The 17,599-nt window shown below is 52.2% G+C and carries 17 protein-coding genes; 8 read left to right on the forward strand and 9 right to left on the reverse strand.

Annotated features, from left to right (window positions below):
* Positions 1–192: 192 nt before the first annotated feature.
* Positions 193–759 (reverse strand): D-glycero-beta-D-manno-heptose 1,7-bisphosphate 7-phosphatase, encoded by a 567-nt coding sequence (gmhB, locus tag NNO03_RS16755; protein WP_048212629.1) that lies wholly within the window; start codon positions 757–759, stop codon positions 193–195.
* A gap of 189 nt (positions 760–948) precedes the next feature.
* Between gmhB and metN the strand changes: the two genes are divergently transcribed.
* From metN to proS, 6 genes are all read left to right on the forward strand, one after another.
* Positions 949–1,980 carry a methionine ABC transporter ATP-binding protein MetN gene (gene metN, locus NNO03_RS16760; protein ID WP_202039440.1) on the forward strand — a complete coding sequence of 344 codons (1,032 nt, stop codon included), beginning with the start codon at positions 949–951 and terminating at the stop codon, positions 1,978–1,980.
* Positions 1,973–2,626 carry a methionine ABC transporter permease MetI gene (locus NNO03_RS16765; protein ID WP_005132073.1) on the forward strand — a complete coding sequence of 218 codons (654 nt, stop codon included), beginning with the start codon at positions 1,973–1,975 and terminating at the stop codon, positions 2,624–2,626. The genes metN and NNO03_RS16765 overlap by 8 nt, the downstream gene beginning before the upstream one ends.
* A gap of 44 nt (positions 2,627–2,670) precedes the next feature.
* Positions 2,671–3,486: a methionine ABC transporter substrate-binding lipoprotein MetQ gene (gene metQ, locus NNO03_RS16770; protein ID WP_003829145.1), complete on the forward strand. Its 816-nt coding sequence runs from the start codon at positions 2,671–2,673 to the stop codon at positions 3,484–3,486.
* 116 nt (positions 3,487–3,602) lie between these two features.
* Positions 3,603–4,007: an Rcs stress response system protein RcsF gene (rcsF, locus tag NNO03_RS16775; protein WP_040230040.1), complete on the forward strand. Its 405-nt coding sequence runs from the start codon at positions 3,603–3,605 to the stop codon at positions 4,005–4,007.
* Positions 4,004–4,711 carry a tRNA (N6-threonylcarbamoyladenosine(37)-N6)-methyltransferase TrmO gene (tsaA, locus tag NNO03_RS16780; RefSeq protein WP_271450055.1) on the forward strand — a complete coding sequence of 236 codons (708 nt, stop codon included), beginning with the start codon at positions 4,004–4,006 and terminating at the stop codon, positions 4,709–4,711. The genes rcsF and tsaA overlap by 4 nt, the downstream gene beginning before the upstream one ends.
* A gap of 110 nt (positions 4,712–4,821) precedes the next feature.
* A complete protein-coding gene (proS, locus tag NNO03_RS16785; RefSeq protein ID WP_271441986.1) occupies positions 4,822–6,540 on the forward strand; it encodes a proline--tRNA ligase in 1,719 nt (572 codons plus the stop codon).
* A 142-nt stretch (positions 6,541–6,682) separates the two neighbouring features.
* Here the strand turns inward: proS and nlpE are convergent, their stop codons facing one another.
* The 3 genes from nlpE to NNO03_RS16800 are packed head-to-tail and all read right to left on the reverse strand — an operon-like array spanning position 6,683 to position 8,380.
* On the reverse strand, positions 6,683–7,384 hold the full coding sequence (gene nlpE / locus NNO03_RS16790; protein WP_271450056.1) for an envelope stress response activation lipoprotein NlpE: 702 nt from the start codon (positions 7,382–7,384) through the stop codon (positions 6,683–6,685).
* Between the two features lie 31 nt (positions 7,385–7,415).
* Entirely contained in the window at positions 7,416–7,838 is a 423-nt protein-coding gene (gene arfB, locus NNO03_RS16795) for an alternative ribosome rescue aminoacyl-tRNA hydrolase ArfB (RefSeq protein WP_271441988.1), read from the reverse strand.
* Positions 7,838–8,380, reverse strand: a complete 543-nt coding sequence (locus NNO03_RS16800; RefSeq protein WP_271441989.1) for a YaeQ family protein — start codon at positions 8,378–8,380, stop codon at positions 7,838–7,840. Before NNO03_RS16800 ends, arfB begins: the two co-directional genes overlap by 1 nt.
* A gap of 199 nt (positions 8,381–8,579) precedes the next feature.
* Here NNO03_RS16800 and NNO03_RS16805 point away from each other — a divergent pair, with 199 nt between their 5' ends.
* Together NNO03_RS16805 and rof are read left to right on the forward strand one after the other, a co-directional pair.
* Complete coding sequence (locus tag NNO03_RS16805) at positions 8,580–8,780, forward strand: YaeP family protein (RefSeq protein WP_005132083.1); 201 nt, start codon at positions 8,580–8,582, stop codon at positions 8,778–8,780.
* Complete coding sequence (rof, locus tag NNO03_RS16810) at positions 8,767–9,027, forward strand: Rho-binding antiterminator (protein ID WP_048212636.1); 261 nt, start codon at positions 8,767–8,769, stop codon at positions 9,025–9,027. The genes NNO03_RS16805 and rof overlap by 14 nt, the downstream gene beginning before the upstream one ends.
* 64 nt (positions 9,028–9,091) lie before the next feature.
* Here rof and tilS read toward each other — a convergent pair whose 3' ends face one another.
* The 5 genes from tilS to dnaE all read right to left on the reverse strand — a co-directional run bounded on the left by tilS (position 9,092) and on the right by dnaE (position 17,592).
* Positions 9,092–10,384, reverse strand: a complete 1,293-nt coding sequence (gene tilS, locus NNO03_RS16815; protein ID WP_271450057.1) for a tRNA lysidine(34) synthetase TilS — start codon at positions 10,382–10,384, stop codon at positions 9,092–9,094.
* Positions 10,385–10,445: 61 nt separating this feature from the next.
* Positions 10,446–10,835: a VOC family protein gene (locus NNO03_RS16820; RefSeq protein WP_048212638.1), complete on the reverse strand. Its 390-nt coding sequence runs from the start codon at positions 10,833–10,835 to the stop codon at positions 10,446–10,448.
* 64 nt (positions 10,836–10,899) lie between these two features.
* Positions 10,900–13,038, reverse strand: a complete 2,139-nt coding sequence (gene ldcC / locus NNO03_RS16825) for a lysine decarboxylase LdcC (protein WP_271450058.1) — start codon at positions 13,036–13,038, stop codon at positions 10,900–10,902.
* A gap of 99 nt (positions 13,039–13,137) precedes the next feature.
* Positions 13,138–14,097, reverse strand: coding sequence for an acetyl-CoA carboxylase carboxyl transferase subunit alpha (gene accA, locus NNO03_RS16830; protein ID WP_003018513.1), 960 nt, complete (start codon positions 14,095–14,097; stop codon positions 13,138–13,140).
* Between the two features lie 12 nt (positions 14,098–14,109).
* Complete coding sequence (gene dnaE, locus NNO03_RS16835) at positions 14,110–17,592, reverse strand: DNA polymerase III subunit alpha (protein WP_271441993.1); 3,483 nt, start codon at positions 17,590–17,592, stop codon at positions 14,110–14,112.
* Between the last annotated feature and the right edge of the window lie 7 nt (positions 17,593–17,599).

Consider the following 17,599-nt stretch of genomic DNA (forward strand, 5'->3'; position numbering starts at 1 on the left):
GGCGTATATTACGCTTTCCTCTTTCAGAGTCAACCCTGAATTTCAGGATTTTTCTCTTCAACCGGACCGGCTGTTTGTGTGAAGTGATTCACATCCGCCGTGTCGATGGAGGCGCATTATAGGGAGTCGACTCAGGAAGACAAGCGGAAAAATGCATTTTTGTTTCAACCGCTCACCTTTTATCCATAACGCTTACTTTTGCTGCTTTTTTATCGCCATTGGCAGGTCCGCCAGACTATTTAGCACTAAATCTGCCGCATTTTCTGCTTCCGGAGTGACTGGCTTGCCTGTGCGCACTAATACCTTCGTTCCTACATTTGCAGCTGTCGCCGCCTGCATATCTTCTATTTTGTCGCCCACCATATAAGAAGCAGCCATATCGATGTGCAGAAAGTCTCGCGCTGAGATAAACATGCCTGGATGTGGTTTACGGCAGTCGCAGACCTGGCGGTACTCTTCGACTGTGCCCTGTGGATGATGAGGACAATAATAGATACCATCCAGATCAACATCGCGATCGGCCAATGACCAGTCCATCCATTCAGTCAACGTTTCGAATTGTGCCTCGGTAAATTTGCCACGGGCAATACCAGACTGGTTCGTCACGACAATCAGCGCATAACCCATCTTTTTAAGTTCACGCATAGCATCAATGACACCGTCGATAAATTCGAACTCGTCGATCTCATGGACGTAGCCGTGGTCCACATTAATAGTGCCGTCACGGTCGAGAAAAATTGCGGGTACAGACTTTGCCACCTTTTATAGCTCCTGAATAAGGCATGTTGCTCTAGTATCGCATGTTTCGGCGGGCAAGAAAGTGCTCATCGTGCAAAGCCCGATTGATTTAGACGTCTGGATGCCTTAACATCCATCTTGTTGACGGCGTCGACCGTACCAGACAGACGAAAATGCCACGGCTAACTTAATTACGATAATAAATAACTAATGATTAAACTTTCGAATATCACCAAAGTGTTCCAGCAGGGGACTCGCACCATTCAGGCACTAAACAATGTCAGCCTGCATGTTCCTGCCGGACAGATTTATGGCGTTATTGGTGCCTCCGGTGCCGGTAAAAGCACACTCATTCGCTGCGTAAACCTGCTCGAGCGCCCAACTGAAGGTAGCGTTCAGGTCGGCGGTCAGGAGCTGACGACGCTCTCTGAATCCGGGCTGACTAAAGCGCGCCGTCAAATTGGCATGATTTTCCAGCACTTTAACCTGCTCTCTTCACGCACGGTATTTGGTAACGTTGCGCTGCCGCTGGAGCTGGATAACACGCCAAAAGAAGAGATTAAACGTCGTGTGACGGAACTGTTGGATTTGGTTGGCCTTGGTGACAAGCACGACAGCTACCCGGCGAACCTTTCCGGTGGTCAGAAGCAACGTGTGGCGATTGCCCGTGCTCTGGCAAGTAATCCCAAAGTGTTGCTTTGCGATGAAGCCACCAGCGCCCTCGACCCAGCGACGACCCGCTCGATTCTCGAATTACTGAAAGATATTAACCGTCGCCTGGGGCTCACCATTCTGCTGATTACTCATGAGATGGACGTTGTAAAACGTATCTGTGACTGCGTCGCAGTCATCAGCAATGGTGAACTGATTGAGCAGGACACCGTCAGTGAGGTGTTCTCACACCCCAAAACCCCGCTGGCGCAGAAGTTTATCCAGTCCACGCTGCACCTGGATATTCCGGAAGATTATCAGGAACGTTTAAAAGCAGAGCCGCAAGCCGACAGCGTGCCCATGCTGCGCATGGAGTTCACCGGTCACTCTGTTGATGCACCATTACTCTCGGAAACAGCCCGCCGTTTTAATGTGAATAACAACATTATCAGCGCGCAGATGGATTACGCCGGCGGCGTGAAGTTCGGCATCATGCTGACTGAAATGCACGGTACACAAGAAGATACACAAGCAGCCATTAGCTGGTTGCAGGAACACCACGTAAAAGTAGAGGTACTGGGTTATGTCTGAGCCGATGATTTGGCTGCTGGTTCGCGGCGTATGGGAAACGCTGGCAATGACCTTTGTGTCCGGTTTTTTTGGCTTTGTGATTGGCCTGCCCGTGGGCGTACTGCTGTACGTGACGCGTCCAGGACAAATCATTGAGAACGCGAAGTTGTACCGCACGCTTTCTGCGCTGGTTAACATTTTCCGTTCCATCCCGTTCATTATTTTGCTGGTGTGGATGATTCCGTTCACCCGCATGATTGTTGGCACATCTATCGGGCTGCAGGCCGCTATCGTCCCGCTAACCGTCGGCGCCGCGCCATTTATTGCTCGTATGGTGGAAAACGCCCTGCTGGAAATCCCGACCGGGCTGATTGAGGCCTCGCGTGCGATGGGCGCTACGCCGTTGCAGATTGTACGTAAGGTATTACTACCAGAAGCGCTGCCAGGACTGGTCAATGCGGCCACCATCACTCTCATCACGCTGGTTGGTTACTCGGCGATGGGCGGTGCCGTCGGTGCCGGTGGCCTTGGCCAGATTGGCTATCAGTATGGCTACATTGGGTATAACGCTACCGTAATGAATACAGTACTGGTATTGCTCGTCGTTCTGGTTTATTTAATTCAGTTATCCGGCGATCGCATCGTCCGGGCAGTCACGCACAAATAACGTTACACACAACACTAAAAACTCATTAAGAAAAGGAAATAAGCATGGCGTTCAAATTCAAAACCTTTGCGGCAGTTGGAGCCCTGATCGGTTCTCTGGCACTTGTGGGTTGTGGCCAGGATGAAAAAGATCCTAACCACATCAAAGTGGGTGTTATCGTTGGCGCAGAGCAGCAGGTTGCTGAAGTCGCACAGAAAGTGGCTAAAGAAAAATACGGTCTGGATGTTGAACTGGTAACGTTCAACGATTATGTCCTGCCCAATGAAGCGCTAAGCAAAGGCGATATCGATGCTAACGCCTTCCAACACAAACCGTACCTGGATCAGCAGATCAAAGATCGTGGTTACAAACTGGTTGCCGTAGGCAATACCTTTGTTTATCCGATTGCAGGCTACTCCAAAAAAATCAAATCACTGGATGAACTGCAGGACGGCTCTCAGGTCGCTATTCCAAACGACCCGACTAACCTCGGCCGTTCCCTGCTGCTGCTGCAGAAAGTCGGTTTGATTAAACTGAAAGATGGCGTTGGCCTGCTGCCAACCGCGCTGGACGTGATTGAAAACCCGAAAAACCTGAAGCTGGTTGAACTGGAAGCGCCGCAGCTGCCACGCTCACTGGACGACGCGCAAATCGCACTGGCAGTCATCAACACCACCTATGCCAGCCAGATCGGCCTGACTCCGGCAAAAGACGGTATCTTTGTTGAAGATAAAGATTCCCCATACGTAAACCTGATCGTGACGCGTGAAGACAATAAAGATGCTGAGAACGTGAAGAAATTCGTTGAAGCATACCAGTCAGACGAAGTTTACGAAGCGGCAAACAAAGTCTTCAACGGCGGTGCTGTTAAAGGCTGGTAATTTTAGGCTGTTTTCACAATCTGTAATATCATCAGGACGGGCGCTTGCCCGTCTTGTCATTTATGCAAGCACCTGATTCAATATCTGACGTTTAGATCATTCATTGAGGAAATATTATGCGTGCTTTACCGATCTGTTTAGTAGCACTCATGCTGAGCGGCTGTTCTATGTTAAGCAGATCCCCTGTTGAACCCGTTCAAAGCACCGCTACCCCGCCAAAAGCGGAGCCGGAAAAACCAAAAGCACCGCGCGCGACGCCGGTCAGAATTATTACCAACGCAGAAGATCTGGTCGGTAAACCCTTCCGCGATCTTGGCGAAGTGAGCGGAGAGTCCTGCCAGGCATCAAACCAGGATTCCCCTCCGAGTATTCCAACCGCACGCAAACGCATGCAGATAAACGCATCCAAAATGAAAGCCAATGCGGTATTGCTACACAGCTGCGAAGTCACCAGCGGGACACCGGGTTGCTATCGTCAGGCAGTCTGCATCGGTTCTGCCCTGAACATTTCGTCTAAATGAGTCATTTTCAGTTCGAGCAAATAGGCGTTATCCGCTCTCCTTATAAAGAAAAGTTCGCTGTGCCACGCCAGCCGGGTCTGGTGAAAAGCGCCAACGGCGAACTGCATTTGCTCGCGCCCTATAACCAGGCCGATGCTGTTCGCGGCCTGGAAGCATTCAGTCATTTGTGGGTGATTTTTGTTTTTCATCAGACAATGGAAGGTGGATGGCGTCCAACCGTGCGCCCACCCCGTCTGGGCGGTAACGCCAGAATGGGAGTCTTTGCCACGCGTTCAACCTTTCGTCCTAACCCTGTCGGGATGTCGCTGGTTGAGTTAAAAGAAATTGTCTGCCACAAAGAGAGCGTCATTCTGAAACTGGGTAGTCTGGACCTGGTCGACGGAACGCCGGTGATCGACATCAAACCTTATCTGCCATTTGCAGAAGCACTGCCTGACGCCACAGCCAGCTACGCGCAGCATGCGCCGGTTGCCGAAATGGCGGTAAGTTTCACTACAGAGGTTGAACAACAGCTTCTGACGCTGGAAAAACGTTATCCATTGCTGAAAACATTTATCGGCGAAGTACTGGCACAGGACCCACGTCCTGCGTATCGTAAAGGTGAAGAGACAGGCAAAGCGTATGCCGTCTGGCTACACGATTTCAACGTGCGCTGGCGCGTAACGGAAGAAGGTTTTGAAGTCTTTGCGCTTGAACCCCGCTAATTTCGTGCCCTTCTCTTTTGACATCCCTTTCTCGCTGGTAAACTAAACCACTTTTTTTGTGTCAGGCTGGCATCCAGCCTGTTCGATCGTTCAACTGGAACCGTAACAACATGCGTACTAGCCAATATCTGCTCTCCACTCTGAAGGAGACACCTGCCGACGCCGAAGTCATCAGCCACCAGCTGATGCTGCGCGCCGGGATGATCCGCAAGCTGGCCTCCGGGTTATACACCTGGCTGCCGACCGGCGTGCGCGTCCTGAAAAAAGTCGAAAACATCGTGCGTGAAGAAATGAATAACGCCGGTGCGATCGAGGTGTTGATGCCGGTCGTTCAGCCTTCTGAACTGTGGGAAGAGAGCGGTCGTTGGGAACAGTACGGCCCGGAACTGCTGCGTATCGCAGACCGTGGCGATCGTTCATTCGTACTCGGCCCAACGCATGAAGAAGTCATCACCGACCTGATCCGTAATGAGCTGAGCTCTTACAAACAACTGCCGCTGAACTTCTATCAGATCCAGACGAAATTCCGTGACGAAGTTCGCCCACGATTCGGCGTGATGCGTTCCCGCGAATTCCTGATGAAAGATGCGTACTCTTTCCATACTTCTCAGGAATCTCTGCAGGAAACTTACGACGCGATGTATGCCGCGTACAGCAAAATCTTTAGCCGTATGGGCCTGGATTTCCGCGCAGTACAGGCTGATACCGGCTCTATCGGCGGTAGCGCTTCTCACGAATTCCAGGTTCTGGCACAGAGCGGCGAAGATGACGTGGTATTCTCCGACAGCTCCGATTTTGCTGCCAACATCGAATTTGCTGAAGCCGTTGCGCCGAAAGAACCCCGCGCAGCCGCCACTCAGGAAATGACGCTGGTTGATACACCGAATGCGAAAACTATCGCGGAACTGGTTGAGCAGTTTAATCTGCCAATTGAAAAAACCGTTAAAACCCTGCTGGTGAAAGCGGTTGAAGGCAGCAGCTACCCGCTGGTTGCTCTGCTGGTTCGCGGCGATCACGAACTGAACGAAGTTAAAGCAGAAAAACTGCCGCAGGTTGCCAGCCCGCTGACTTTTGCTACTGAAGAAGAAATCCGTGCCGTCGTGAAAGCAGGTCCGGGTTCCCTTGGTCCGGTTAACATGCCGATCCCGGTGGTTATCGATCGTACCGTTGCGGTAATGAGCGATTTCGCTGCCGGTGCAAACATCGATGGTAAACACTATTTTGGTATTAACTGGGATCGTGATGTTGCAACGCCAGAAGTGGCAGATATCCGTAATGTGGTCGCAGGCGACCCAAGTCCGGATGGCAAAGGTACACTGCTGATTAAACGTGGTATCGAAGTGGGCCACATCTTCCAACTGGGTACCAAGTATTCTGAAGCAATGAAAGCTGCCGTTCAGGGTGAAGATGGCCGTAATCAGATTCTGACCATGGGCTGCTACGGTATCGGGGTAACTCGCGTTGTTGCTGCCGCTATTGAGCAGAACTTTGACGATCGTGGCATTGTATGGCCGGATGCTATCGCACCGTTCCAGGTCGCGATTCTGCCAATGAACATGCACAAATCCTACCGTGTGCAGGAACTGGCTGAGAAGCTGTACGCAGAACTGCGTGCACAGGGTATCGAAGTGCTGATGGACGATCGTAAAGAACGTCCGGGCGTGATGTTTGCCGATATGGAACTGATCGGTGTTCCGCACACCATCGTGCTCGGTGACCGTAACCTCGATAACGATGATATTGAATACAAATATCGTCGTAACGGCGAGAAACAGCTGATTAAAACCAGCGACATTGTCGACTATCTGGTGAAAGCGATTAAGGGCTAATCAGATACCAACAATGTGCGTTTTGTAGGATTGTCCGGTGGCAATTCGCTTACCGGACCAACTCAAAACACGTACTGCAGGCTGGATGAGCAAAGCGCCATCCGGCAAATAAAAAGGCCTCGCATTATGCGAGGCCTTTTTATTAGTTGCTGCAATCCTTACCTGGCACAAACTTCGCATTTTTGTCGGTGGCCAGCGTTTTCACCATCGCCCCGGTATCCGGGTTTGGCTCCAGGGTGAAATGACCTTCTACTGTCAACAAAACCGGTTTATCCGTAGCACCACGTGCGCTCAAATAATCACGCTCCAGCTGTGCGTTGTTCGCCACTGGCATCCGTTTACCCGTTGCACAATCGGTAAAGATTGCAGCATCCGCCATGTAGAAATACATTCCCCGCATCGGCATTGGCGTCACAGGCAGACTGGCAGAAACCGGCTGCAAGGTGTAGTTGAACTGTGACTCAATTGGATTGCCTTCACGATCGAGCATTTCCAGTGCCTCGCCTTTTGCCCGGTAGTAAGACTTTTCACCTTTGCTGTCCGTCAACACCAGCTTGTCAGCCGTACGCGCCCACGAGCCATATGAAGCAAACGAAGAAGGTTCATCACGTACGCCCTGATAGCGTTCGTTCATTACCCATGTTCCATCTTTTTCCAGGAACAAAGAGGTTTCAATCCCTTCGCAGTCCGCACAAGGCAAGATGCCACGCCAGCTTTGCTGCATCGGTTTTAATTCTGCCGCTTGTGTCGGTTGCAGAACATCAACTTCAGAGCGATTGTTACAGCCGATCAAGGCAAAGAGTGTAAATACAGCTGCTAATGACAGTATTGCTGTTTTCACCACAGATTCCTTCTCAATATTGTATTCCCATTCGTCAGTCCTGTGGGCGACGAACTTTCCCGCGCAGTGCCTTCACAGTGGACTTTTGCGCCTTCGATGACAATCTGCGCTCTTTTGAAGCGCGTGTCGGGCGCGTTGCCTGCCTACTTTTCTGCACTGCGGTTAATTCTTTAATCACCGCCACCAGCCGGGATATTGCCGCTTCCCGGTTCAACTCCTGGCTACGATATTCCTGAGCCTTAATAATAATGACACCCTCGCCGCTGATCAGATGATGACTGGCAGCCAACAGGCGTTCCTTGTAATACTCTGGCAGGCTGGAGGCCCGAATGTCAAAGCGCAAATGAATAGCCGTTGAGGTCTTGTTAACGTGCTGTCCACCTGCACCCTGTGCCCGAATAGCGGTGATTTCCAGCTCGTTATCAGGGATAGAGACATTTCGGGAGATAATAACCATCAACGCTGCTGCCACGCAGCCAGATGGATTTCCAGATTGTTCTGAGAGTCGGACAACCAGATAGCACCGTCCTGAATGGTTGCCTGCAGCGCCATGGTGCGCCCTGCGAACTCGCTCAATTGCGCCAATTGTTCATCATCCAGATACCACACGGATAAATTGGCAAACTGCGCGCATCGGGTCTGATTCTGCTGCCACCAGATTTGCGCTGCGCGGCTGTTATAGGCAAACAAAGCGACTTCAGCAGACTGAGTACACGCCTTCTTAATGCGACGCTCATCCGGCAAGCCGAGTTCAATCCAGAGATCAATGCCCAGGTGGTCGTTGCGCAACCATGCTTCGGGTTCGTCTTCAGCGCTTAAACCCCGCGTGAATTGCAGCCGCTCGTCAGCATATTTAATCCATGCCAACAGACGCAACATCATGCGTTCCTGGGTTTCTGAAGGGTGACGCGCCAGCGTCAATGTCGCGTCAAGAAACTGGTTGCGGTCGAGATCCGCTACATTGACGACGGCTTTATAGATTGTCGCTTTAAGCGCCATGGGAGAACTCCTTTTGAATCAGGCGTCCATTGTAGCGAAAACTGCGGCAAAAGGCTGCTAACCGCTAACGAAGGTACCGTCTATCAAGGCGCTGATATTGCTTGAATGAGTATGGTATAGTCACCTTGCTAAACAGAGTTTATCTTCGTAGGCTTAGACTTGCATCCACGGTTAAGTCAGAGTGCTGACAGGAGGGCATGTGGAAAAATATTGTGAGTTAATACGCAAGCGGTACGCGGAAATCGCCAGCGGAGACTTAGGGTATGTCCCGGATGCGCTGGGTTGCGTATTGAAGGTACTTAATGAAGTGGCGGCAGACAGCGCCCTTTCAGAGTCGGTCAGGGAAAAGGCAGCCTATGCTGCCGCGAACTTACTGGTGAGCGATTATGTCAATGAATGAAACGTATCAACCCATCAACTGTGATGATTACGACAATCTTGAACTCGCCTGCCAGCACCATTTGTTACTGACGTTGGCGCTCAAAGATGGCGAAGTTCTACAGGCGAAAGCAAATGACCTGGTTTCACGCAAAAATGTGGAATATCTGGTCGCCGATGTCTCGGGTGAAACCCGTGAGCTTCGCCTCGACAAAATTGCCAGCTTCAGCCACCCGCAAATCGGTACCGTGGTGGTCAGCGAATCTTAACCTTTCTTGCACCTTATCAGGCCTACTTTCCATACGATACGTAGGCCTGATAAGCGCAGCCCCATCAGGCACGCCACACCAGACTCACTCCTTCTTCACCTTTTGCCAGCCCTTCATGCGTCACGAAAACCCCTGCTGCCGCAATCAGCGTGTCACCGTAAAACAGTAACGGCGTGGTGTCTCGCCGCCAGGGAGGAATACCCTGTTCCTGCCAGATTTTTTTAAGCTTACGCCCACCGTTGCGCCCGACAATATGCAATAACCCAGGCGCTTTAAAGCGAATACTAACGGCTTCGTCAACGTGTGGCCTGCGAAGCTCACCCGTAGCGATAAGCTGTATCTCGCCCAACCCTGCAGGCAGCGTCAACGGCGTTTGCCAGCATGACCACGGAATGACACTTTCACTTTGCCCGTTCACGGATTTCACCCACCACAGCTGCGACTGATAACGGCGGACGTCATACTCACCAAGGCGAAAACAGGGCGATGCGTCCTCGCGTGCCAACGCGACTTCCTGCCAGATACGTTCTAACGCATCACGGGAAGGCATCGGTGCATTTAATCCTGCCAGCCAGCGACGAAGCAGCGCAGCACGCCGTGCGGTACTCATCGTCATTAATGGCCCGAGCAAGAGTGCACCCTGCGCCGTAACGCAGTTGGCTAAATCGCTGGCCAGCAGTTCATCCAGTAAGCTCTCCTGCTCAGCGCACAGCGCGGCACTGCGAGCCGTGGCTTGCGCAAAGTGCGGCCACCGCTGTTGCAGGTGCGGGATAATACGCAGACGTAAGAAGTTGCGATCGTAGGCGTCATCCTGATTACTTTCATCTTCAATCCAGCGTAATTCATGCCGGCGCGCCCACTGTTCAAGCGCATCACGCGTTTGCATCAACAGCGGTCGAATGAGTTGGGTACCGCTAAAAGGCGAACTTTCCCCCATGGCCGAAAGCCCTGCAGGACCACTGCCACGCTTAAGCGCTAACAAAAATGTCTCACATTGATCGTCCAGATGCTGAGCGGTCATCAGCACCTCTCCAGGCAGCAGCGTCTGCGCAAAGGCCTGATAGCGCGCTCGTCGGGCCTGCGCCTCGATGCCCAACCCATCATCCTGCAAATGAACCCGCTCAACCACCAGCGGCACCTGCCACTGCGCACATACCGTCTCACAGTGCTGTACCCAACTGTTTGCGTGCGGGCTTAATCCGTGATGAATGTGGATGGCCCGCAGAGAGACCTCCGGGTGCTGAATTCGCCACAGCACCAGTTGGTGCAACAGCACGGTAGAGTCGAGGCCGCCGCTAAAGGCAACGAGGATCGCGTTAGTGTTCAGAAGTGAAGTATTCAGCGTAAGTGTCGTCATGATGATTGCTTACAATAGCATTGCCCGGCACGTTACCGGGCTAACGCTACAATGACAAGCCTTACAGCTCGTACAGTTCAAGTGGTAATCCGTCTGGATCGTTAAAAAACGTAAAGCGTTTACCGGTAAAGGGATCGATGCGCACTGGCTCACATTTCACATGATGGGCTTCAAGATGAGCAATCGACTTTTCCACATCCTCGACGCTGAACGCCAGATGACGTAAACCGCAGGCTTCCGGTCTACTGGGGCGACAGGGTGGGAAAGGAAAAGAAAAAAGCTCAATCACGTACTGGCCGTTCAGCGCCAGATCGCCTTTCCAGGAGTCACGTTCTTCCCGGTAGGCTTCACTCATTAACGTGAAGCCTAATACATCACAGTAAAATGCCTTACTGGCCCTGTAGTCCGTCGCAATAATGGCAATATGGTGAACCTGTTTTAACCCCAGCATGTTCTTCGCCTCTTTAATTTTACTCTCAGTACGTTACTCGTGCGCAACGGGTTCCGGCAAGTCGTTATGCCATTTTCAGGACTCTGACACGATACACGCCGTCCTCACCCAACTTAGCCCCATGAATGTCAGTTTCAAATCCAGGGTAGCGCTGCCCCACCGAGCACAGCATCAGCAGGAAATCGAGTACTGACCGGCTTTTTTCTGTGATCATTTCTCCGGGCATCAGCAGCGGGACACCTGGAGGATAAGGCAAGATCATATTGGCGGAAACACGCCCTACCAGTTGATCAAGAGTGACTGTCTCGACGTCACCTTTAATTTGCCGCTGCCAGGCCTGATGAGGCGTCATTTTCATTTCCGGCAACGTATCGAATGCCCGCAGCATCAACCCGGAGAGATCGTGTTGGCGGATCAATCGATGGATTCCCTGTGCCAGATCCTGAATACGCATAGTGCGATAAAAATCGGGATCCTCAGCATACAGATCCGGCAGCATATTTTTAACGCGTAAATTCAGATCGTACGAACGTTTAAATTCCGTTAGTCCACGCAGGAGACCCATCGCCCGGGTTTTATCAATACCAATACTGAACAGGAACAACAGATTATACGGGCCCGTTTTCTCCACGACGACACCGCGTTCATCAAGGAATTTCGCCACCAGCGCAGCGGGTATCCCCTCTTCGCTCATAGTTCCCTGCTCATCCATCCCCGGCGTCAGAATGGTCACTTTCACCGGGTCGAGGAACATGTGGTCGGCGTCAGCATCGACAAATCCGTGCCAGTCTTCACCAGGCGCTACTGGCCAGCACTCTGCTTCATCCACCTTTTCCGGCTGCCAGATATCAAAGAACCAGCCATCTGACTCTTCGCGTAGCCGCTGTACTTCTTTGCGAAAATGCAGCGCCCGCTCCACCGAACGATTGATTAATCGCTTACCTGAGTTTCCACGCAGCATCGCTGCCGCCGTCTCGATCGAAGCGACAATCGGGTAACTCGGTGAGGTGGAGGTGTGCATCATAAAGGCTTCGTTGAACGTCTCTTCGTCATAATCGCCTTTAATATGAATCAGCGAAGCCTGCGACAGCGCAGCCAGCATCTTGTGGGTGGACTGAGTTTCAAAAATCACCTTTCCCGGCACCCGCTCGCCGCTCATACCACTTTTCCCCTGATAGATCGGATGAAAATGGGTATACGGCACCCAGGCCGAATCAAAATGAATAGAAGGCACATCCAGCGTTTGCTTGATCCAGTTAGTGTTGTAGAGCAACCCGTCGTAAGTGGAGTTAGTAATTACCGCATGCACCGGCCATTGCGCCTGTACCGTCTCTGCGACCTTGCGCTCGATACTCTCCCGGGTAAATTCACTCTTAGGTATACCACCAAGGATACCCAGCGCATTACGCGTCGGCTTGAGCCATACGGGCACGACATCGCTCATCATCAGCAAATGCGCCAGAGACTTATGACAGTTGCGGTCAATCAGTAACGTACTTCCCGAAGGTGCGGCATACATACCGACAATTTTATTCGATGTCGAAGTGCCATTAGTGACCATATAACTTTGCTCGGCACCAAACGTGCGTGCAATGTACTCCTCCGCTTCGAGGTGCGGACCGGTATGGTCGAGCAGCGATCCCAGCTCAGTCACCGAAATGGAGACATCAGCCTTAAGCGTATTGCCGCCAAAGAAATCATAGAACAGGCAACCGACCGGGCTTTTCTGGTATGCCGTTCCCGCCATATGCCCTGGGGTACAAAAAGTATACTTTCCCTCTTTCACGTAGGTAAACAGTGCTTTGGTAAAAGGTGGCGTTATGTTGTCGAGGTATTCATTGGTGTACTGGCGAATACGCGTGGCAATATCGTCAGACTGACCCAATGCGTACTCAAAGAACCACAGCGCCATGCGCAGATCGTGTGCGCTGACATCCATCGTCGAATGGGTATTAATAAAGGCGTAAAGTGGGAGGTATTCGTTAAGCTGGTTGATGTCGCTACACAAATCCAGGCTGTATTCATCCCAGTCAAAAATGACGCCACAGATACGCGGGTTGTGCTCAATAAATTTCAGCAGGTCGTTGCTATTCTGCGGCCAGATTATCTGAAATCCCTGCTGCTGTAGCGCACGCTCAAGCTCCTTGATGGGCTCATCTTTGTAAAAGACGCCATGCGGTCCCATGATGGCAATGATATTCATGCGTTCCTCCTGGAAAAACCTTAGTTAATCATAGCCTGGCCAAACCGCAGGTAAAAAAAAGGGCCACAACGTTGTGGCCCTTTTCAGAATAAATGCAGTTTACGCGTAGCCGTAGCTCATCAGACGCTGATAACGACGGTTTTTCAAATCATCTTTGCTTAACACATCAAGATCGGCAAGATCGGCCAACAACTGTGCTTTCAGTGATGCCGCCATCACTTCCGGGTTGCGGTGTGCGCCACCCAGCGGCTCAGGGATGATAGAGTCGATAAGTTTCAGCTCTTTCAGACGCGGTGCGATAATCCCCATCGCTTCTGCAGCGAGCGGGGCTTTGTCTGCGCTTTTCCACAGAATAGAAGCACAACCTTCCGGGGAGATAACGGAATAAGTGCTGTATTGCAGCATATTCACTTTATCACCCACACCGATTGCCAGTGCACCACCGGAACCACCTTCACCGATAACAGTGCAGATGACCGGCACGCTCAGACGTGACATCTCACGCAGATTACGCGCAATCGCTTCAGACTGGCCACGTTCTTCCGCGCCCACACCCGGGTAAGCCCCTGGGGTATCGATGAAAGTGATGATCGGCATATTGAAACGCTCAGCCATTTCCATCAGACGCAACGCTTTACGATAGCCTTCCGGCGCTGGCATGCCGAAGTTACGACGAATTTTCTCTTTGGTCTCACGGCCTTTCTGATGACCGATGATCATCACCGGACGGCCATCCAGACGCGCGATGCCGCCGACAATGGCCTTGTCATCCGCATAGGCACGATCGCCCGCCAGCTCATCAAATTCATCAAACGCCAGGCGGACATAATCCAGGGTGTATGGACGCTGTGGATGGCGGGCCAACTGGGCTACCTGCCATGCGCCAAGATCGGCGAAGATTTTGCGCGTCAGTTCTACGCTCTTTTCACGCAGACGATGCACTTCTTCATCGATGTTAATATCCAGTTTCTCATCCTGACGGCTAACCGCAGTCAGAGAATCGATTTTTGCTTCCAGCTCTGCAATCGGCTGTTCAAAATCAAGGAAATTCAGACTCATAGTATTCCTGTATTAGTCAAACTCCAGTTCCACCTGCTCCGAACCAATAAGGCCACGGAGATCGTTTAACAAACGATCGCTCGGAGAGACACGCCACGTTGCGCCAAAACGCAATCGTGCTCGTGCATCCGCCCTCTGATAGTAGAGATGTACTGGAATTGTCCCCGAGCGGTGGGGTTCCAGAGACTGACGGAGTCGGTTTAAAAGCTGGTCATCAATTTGCCTGTCCGTCAGCGAGATAGCAAGCCCGCGAGCATATTTTTCCCGGGCTTCGTCAATATCCATGACTTCACGGGCCATCATTTTAAGCCCACCGCTGAAGTCATCAAAGCTGACCTGTCCGCTGACGATAAGTATGCGGTCTTTTTCCAGCAATTGCTGGTATTTATCCAGGGCATCGGTAAATAACATCACTTCCAGACGCCCGGAACGGTCATCCAGTGTACAGATGCCGATACGATTGCCGCGCTTGGTGACCATTACCCGCGCAGCAATGACGAGCCCCGCAGCCGTAGTAACTTTACCACGTTCTGTCGGATGCATGTCTTTCAGCCTGTAGCCTCCGACATAGCGCTCAATTTCTTTTAAATACTGGTTGATAGGGTGTCCCGTCAGGTAAAGCCCTAACGTTTCACGCTCACCGTCCAGTACCACCTGTTCCGGCCACGGCTGGCAGCTGGCATAGGATTGCTCGATTTGTTCCGGTTCTTCCGCCAGTACGCCAAACATATCGGCCTGACCGATAGCTTCCGCTTTCGCATGTTGATCGGCGGCTTTAAGCGCATCGTTCAGTGAGTTCATCAGTGCTGCGCGATGCGGCCCCAGGCGGTCAAACGCCCCGGACATAATCAGCTTTTCCAGCACCCGGCGATTGAGTTTTTTGATATCCGTACGGGCACAGAGATCAAACAGCTCGCGGAAGTAACCGCCTTTATTACGCGCCTCAATGATAGCTTCAATTGGCCCCTCACCCACGCCTTTTATCGCGCCGATACCGTAGACAATCTCGCCATCATCGTTAACGTGAAAATGGTACAATCCTGAGTTGATATCTGGCGGCAGGATTTTCAGCCCCATACGCCAGCATTCATCCACTAATCCCACCACTTTCTCGGTGTTATCCATATCGGCCGTCATCACCGCCGCCATAAACTCAGCGGGGTAATGCGCTTTCAGCCACAGCGTCTGGTAAGAGACCAACGCATAGGCAGCGGAGTGCGATTTGTTAAATCCATAACCGGCGAATTTCTCCACCAGGTCAAAGATTTTCATCGCCAGCTCACCGTCTACACCGCGCTTCTTCGCCCCTTCTTCAAAGGTGCCGCGCTGTTTGGCCATCTCCTCTGGCTTTTTCTTACCCATCGCACGACGCAGCATGTCCGCGCCACCAAGGGTATACCCAGACAGTTCCTGGGCAATCTGCATGACCTGTTCCTGATACAGGATAATGCCGTAGGTTGGCTCCAGTACCGGTTTCAGGCATTCATGTTGCCACTGCACATCCGGGTAAGAGATCTCTTCACGCCCGTGCTTACGGTCAATAAAGTTATCTACCATCCCCGACTGTAGCGGACCGGGGCGGAACAGTGCCACCAGGGCTATCATATCTTCGAAGCAGTCAGGCTGCAGTCGCTTGATAAGATCTTTCATACCGCGGGATTCAAGCTGGAAGACGGCTGTCGTCTCCGAGCGTTGCAGCATGTCAAAACTTTTCTTGTCGTCCAGCGGGATAGCGGCGATATCCAGCGGCGGTTCGCCGTTCTTCTCACGCCGCGCGTTGATCATCTCCAGCGCCCAGTTGATGATGGTGAGCGTGCGCAGGCCGAGGAAGTCGAACTTCACCAGGCCGGCGTATTCCACGTCGTTCTTATCAAACTGGGTAACCGGGTGCAGCCCCTGCTCATCACAGTACAGCGGTGCAAAATCAGTAATTTTTGTCGGGGCGATAACGACACCACCGGCGTGTTTACCCGCGTTACGCGTGACGCCTTCCAGCTTGCGCGCCATATCAATAAGCGCCCTAACCTCTTCATCTGCCTCATAGATTTCCGGCAGTTGAGGTTCAGCCTCAAAGGCTTTAGCCAGCGTCATACCCGGATCGGGCGGTACCAGTTTCGAGATACGGTCAACAAACCCGTATGGGTGCCCCAGTACTCGACCCACGTCGCGGATAACCGCTTTCGCCGCCATGGTACCGAAGGTAATAATCTGCGAAACCGCATCGCGCCCATACATTTCCGCGACGTGTTCAATGACCTGGTCGCGTTTCTCCATACAGAAGTCAACGTCAAAATCAGGCATCGAGACACGTTCCGGGTTCAGGAAGCGTTCGAACAGCAGGTCAAATTCCAGCGGATCAAGGTCGGTAATTTTTAACGCGTAAGCCACCAGCGAGCCCGCACCAGAACCACGTCCTGGGCCTACCGGTACACCGTTATCTTTCGACCACTGGATAAACTCCATTACGATCAGGAAGTAGCCCGGGAAACCCATCTGGTTGATAACTTTAAGTTCAACTTCCAGACGTTCATCATAAGGCGGGCGCTTCTGCGCACGGACTTCAGGATCGGGGAACAAAAATTCCAGACGTTCTTCCAGGCCCTCACGCGATTTCGCGACGAGGAAATCCTCGGTGGTCATATCGCCTGTCGGGAACTGCGGCAAGAAGTATTCGCCCAGGCGCACCGTCACGTTACAACGTTTGGCAATCTCGACGGTGTTTTCCAGCGCTTCCGGGATATCGGAGAACAGCTCGCACATCTCTTCTTCGCTGCGCATATACTGCTGCGGCGAGTAGTTGCGAGGGCGTTTGGGATCATCAAGCGTAAAACCGTCGTGGATCGCCACGCGAATTTCGTGTGCGTCAAAGTCACCGGTTTCAAGGAAACGAACATCGTTGGTCGCGACCACCGGCAGGCCACGTGTTTCGGCCAGCGCTACTGCAGCATGCAGGTAATTTTCTTCATCCTGGCGACCGGTACGGATCAGCTCAAGGAAGTAGCAATCAGGGAAATGCTCTTCATAAAACGCCACGCACTCGTCGACCAGTGCGCTGTTCCCACGCAACAGGCTGCGTCCGACGTCCCCCATACGGCCGCCGGAAAGCAAGATTAACCCTTCTTTTAGCTCTATCAGCCAGTCTCTGTCGATAACCGGCCCTTCTGCGCCATAGCCGCGCTGATAGGCTTTTGATATCAACAATGTCAGGTTCTGGTAGCCCGTATTATTAGCCGCCAGTACCGTCAGTTGCGTGAGTTCATCACCCAATAGTTCGCTACGGACATGAAAATCTGCGCCAACAATCGGCTTAATACCTGCGCCATGACCCGCTCCGTAAAACTTCACCAGACCACACAGGTTGGTAAAATCGGTGATCGCCAGCGCAGGCATGCCCAACGCGGCCGCCTTTTTCACCAGCGGCCCGGTTTTCGCCAGCCCATCGATCATGGAATAGTCGCTGTGCACCCGCAGGTGGACGAAACGAGGTTCAGACATCTTCAGA

The sequence above is a fragment of the Citrobacter sp. Igbk 16 genome (assembly GCF_028069755.1).
Classification (GTDB): Bacteria; Pseudomonadota; Gammaproteobacteria; order Enterobacterales; family Enterobacteriaceae; genus Citrobacter.

What these genes read in the sequence shown, in the direction of transcription:
- dnaE (WP_271441993.1), bottom strand. Translation starts at nt 17,592, where the DNA reads ATGTCTGAACCTCGTTTCGTCCACCTGCGGGTGCACAGCGACTATTCC.
- proS (WP_271441986.1), top strand. Translation starts at nt 4,822, where the DNA reads ATGCGTACTAGCCAATATCTGCTCTCCACTCTGAAGGAGACACCTGCC.
- rof (WP_048212636.1), top strand. Translation starts at nt 8,767, where the DNA reads ATGTCAATGAATGAAACGTATCAACCCATCAACTGTGATGATTACGAC.
- NNO03_RS16765 (WP_005132073.1), top strand. Translation starts at nt 1,973, where the DNA reads ATGTCTGAGCCGATGATTTGGCTGCTGGTTCGCGGCGTATGGGAAACG.
- rcsF (WP_040230040.1), top strand. Translation starts at nt 3,603, where the DNA reads ATGCGTGCTTTACCGATCTGTTTAGTAGCACTCATGCTGAGCGGCTGT.
- NNO03_RS16800 (WP_271441989.1), bottom strand. Translation starts at nt 8,380, where the DNA reads ATGGCGCTTAAAGCGACAATCTATAAAGCCGTCGTCAATGTAGCGGAT.
- tilS (WP_271450057.1), bottom strand. Translation starts at nt 10,384, where the DNA reads ATGACGACACTTACGCTGAATACTTCACTTCTGAACACTAACGCGATC.
- metQ (WP_003829145.1), top strand. Translation starts at nt 2,671, where the DNA reads ATGGCGTTCAAATTCAAAACCTTTGCGGCAGTTGGAGCCCTGATCGGT.
- metN (WP_202039440.1), top strand. Translation starts at nt 949, where the DNA reads ATGATTAAACTTTCGAATATCACCAAAGTGTTCCAGCAGGGGACTCGC.
- arfB (WP_271441988.1), bottom strand. Translation starts at nt 7,838, where the DNA reads ATGGTTATTATCTCCCGAAATGTCTCTATCCCTGATAACGAGCTGGAA.
- NNO03_RS16820 (WP_048212638.1), bottom strand. Translation starts at nt 10,835, where the DNA reads ATGCTGGGGTTAAAACAGGTTCACCATATTGCCATTATTGCGACGGAC.
- ldcC (WP_271450058.1), bottom strand. Translation starts at nt 13,038, where the DNA reads ATGAATATCATTGCCATCATGGGACCGCATGGCGTCTTTTACAAAGAT.
- accA (WP_003018513.1), bottom strand. Translation starts at nt 14,097, where the DNA reads ATGAGTCTGAATTTCCTTGATTTTGAACAGCCGATTGCAGAGCTGGAA.
- tsaA (WP_271450055.1), top strand. Translation starts at nt 4,004, where the DNA reads ATGAGTCATTTTCAGTTCGAGCAAATAGGCGTTATCCGCTCTCCTTAT.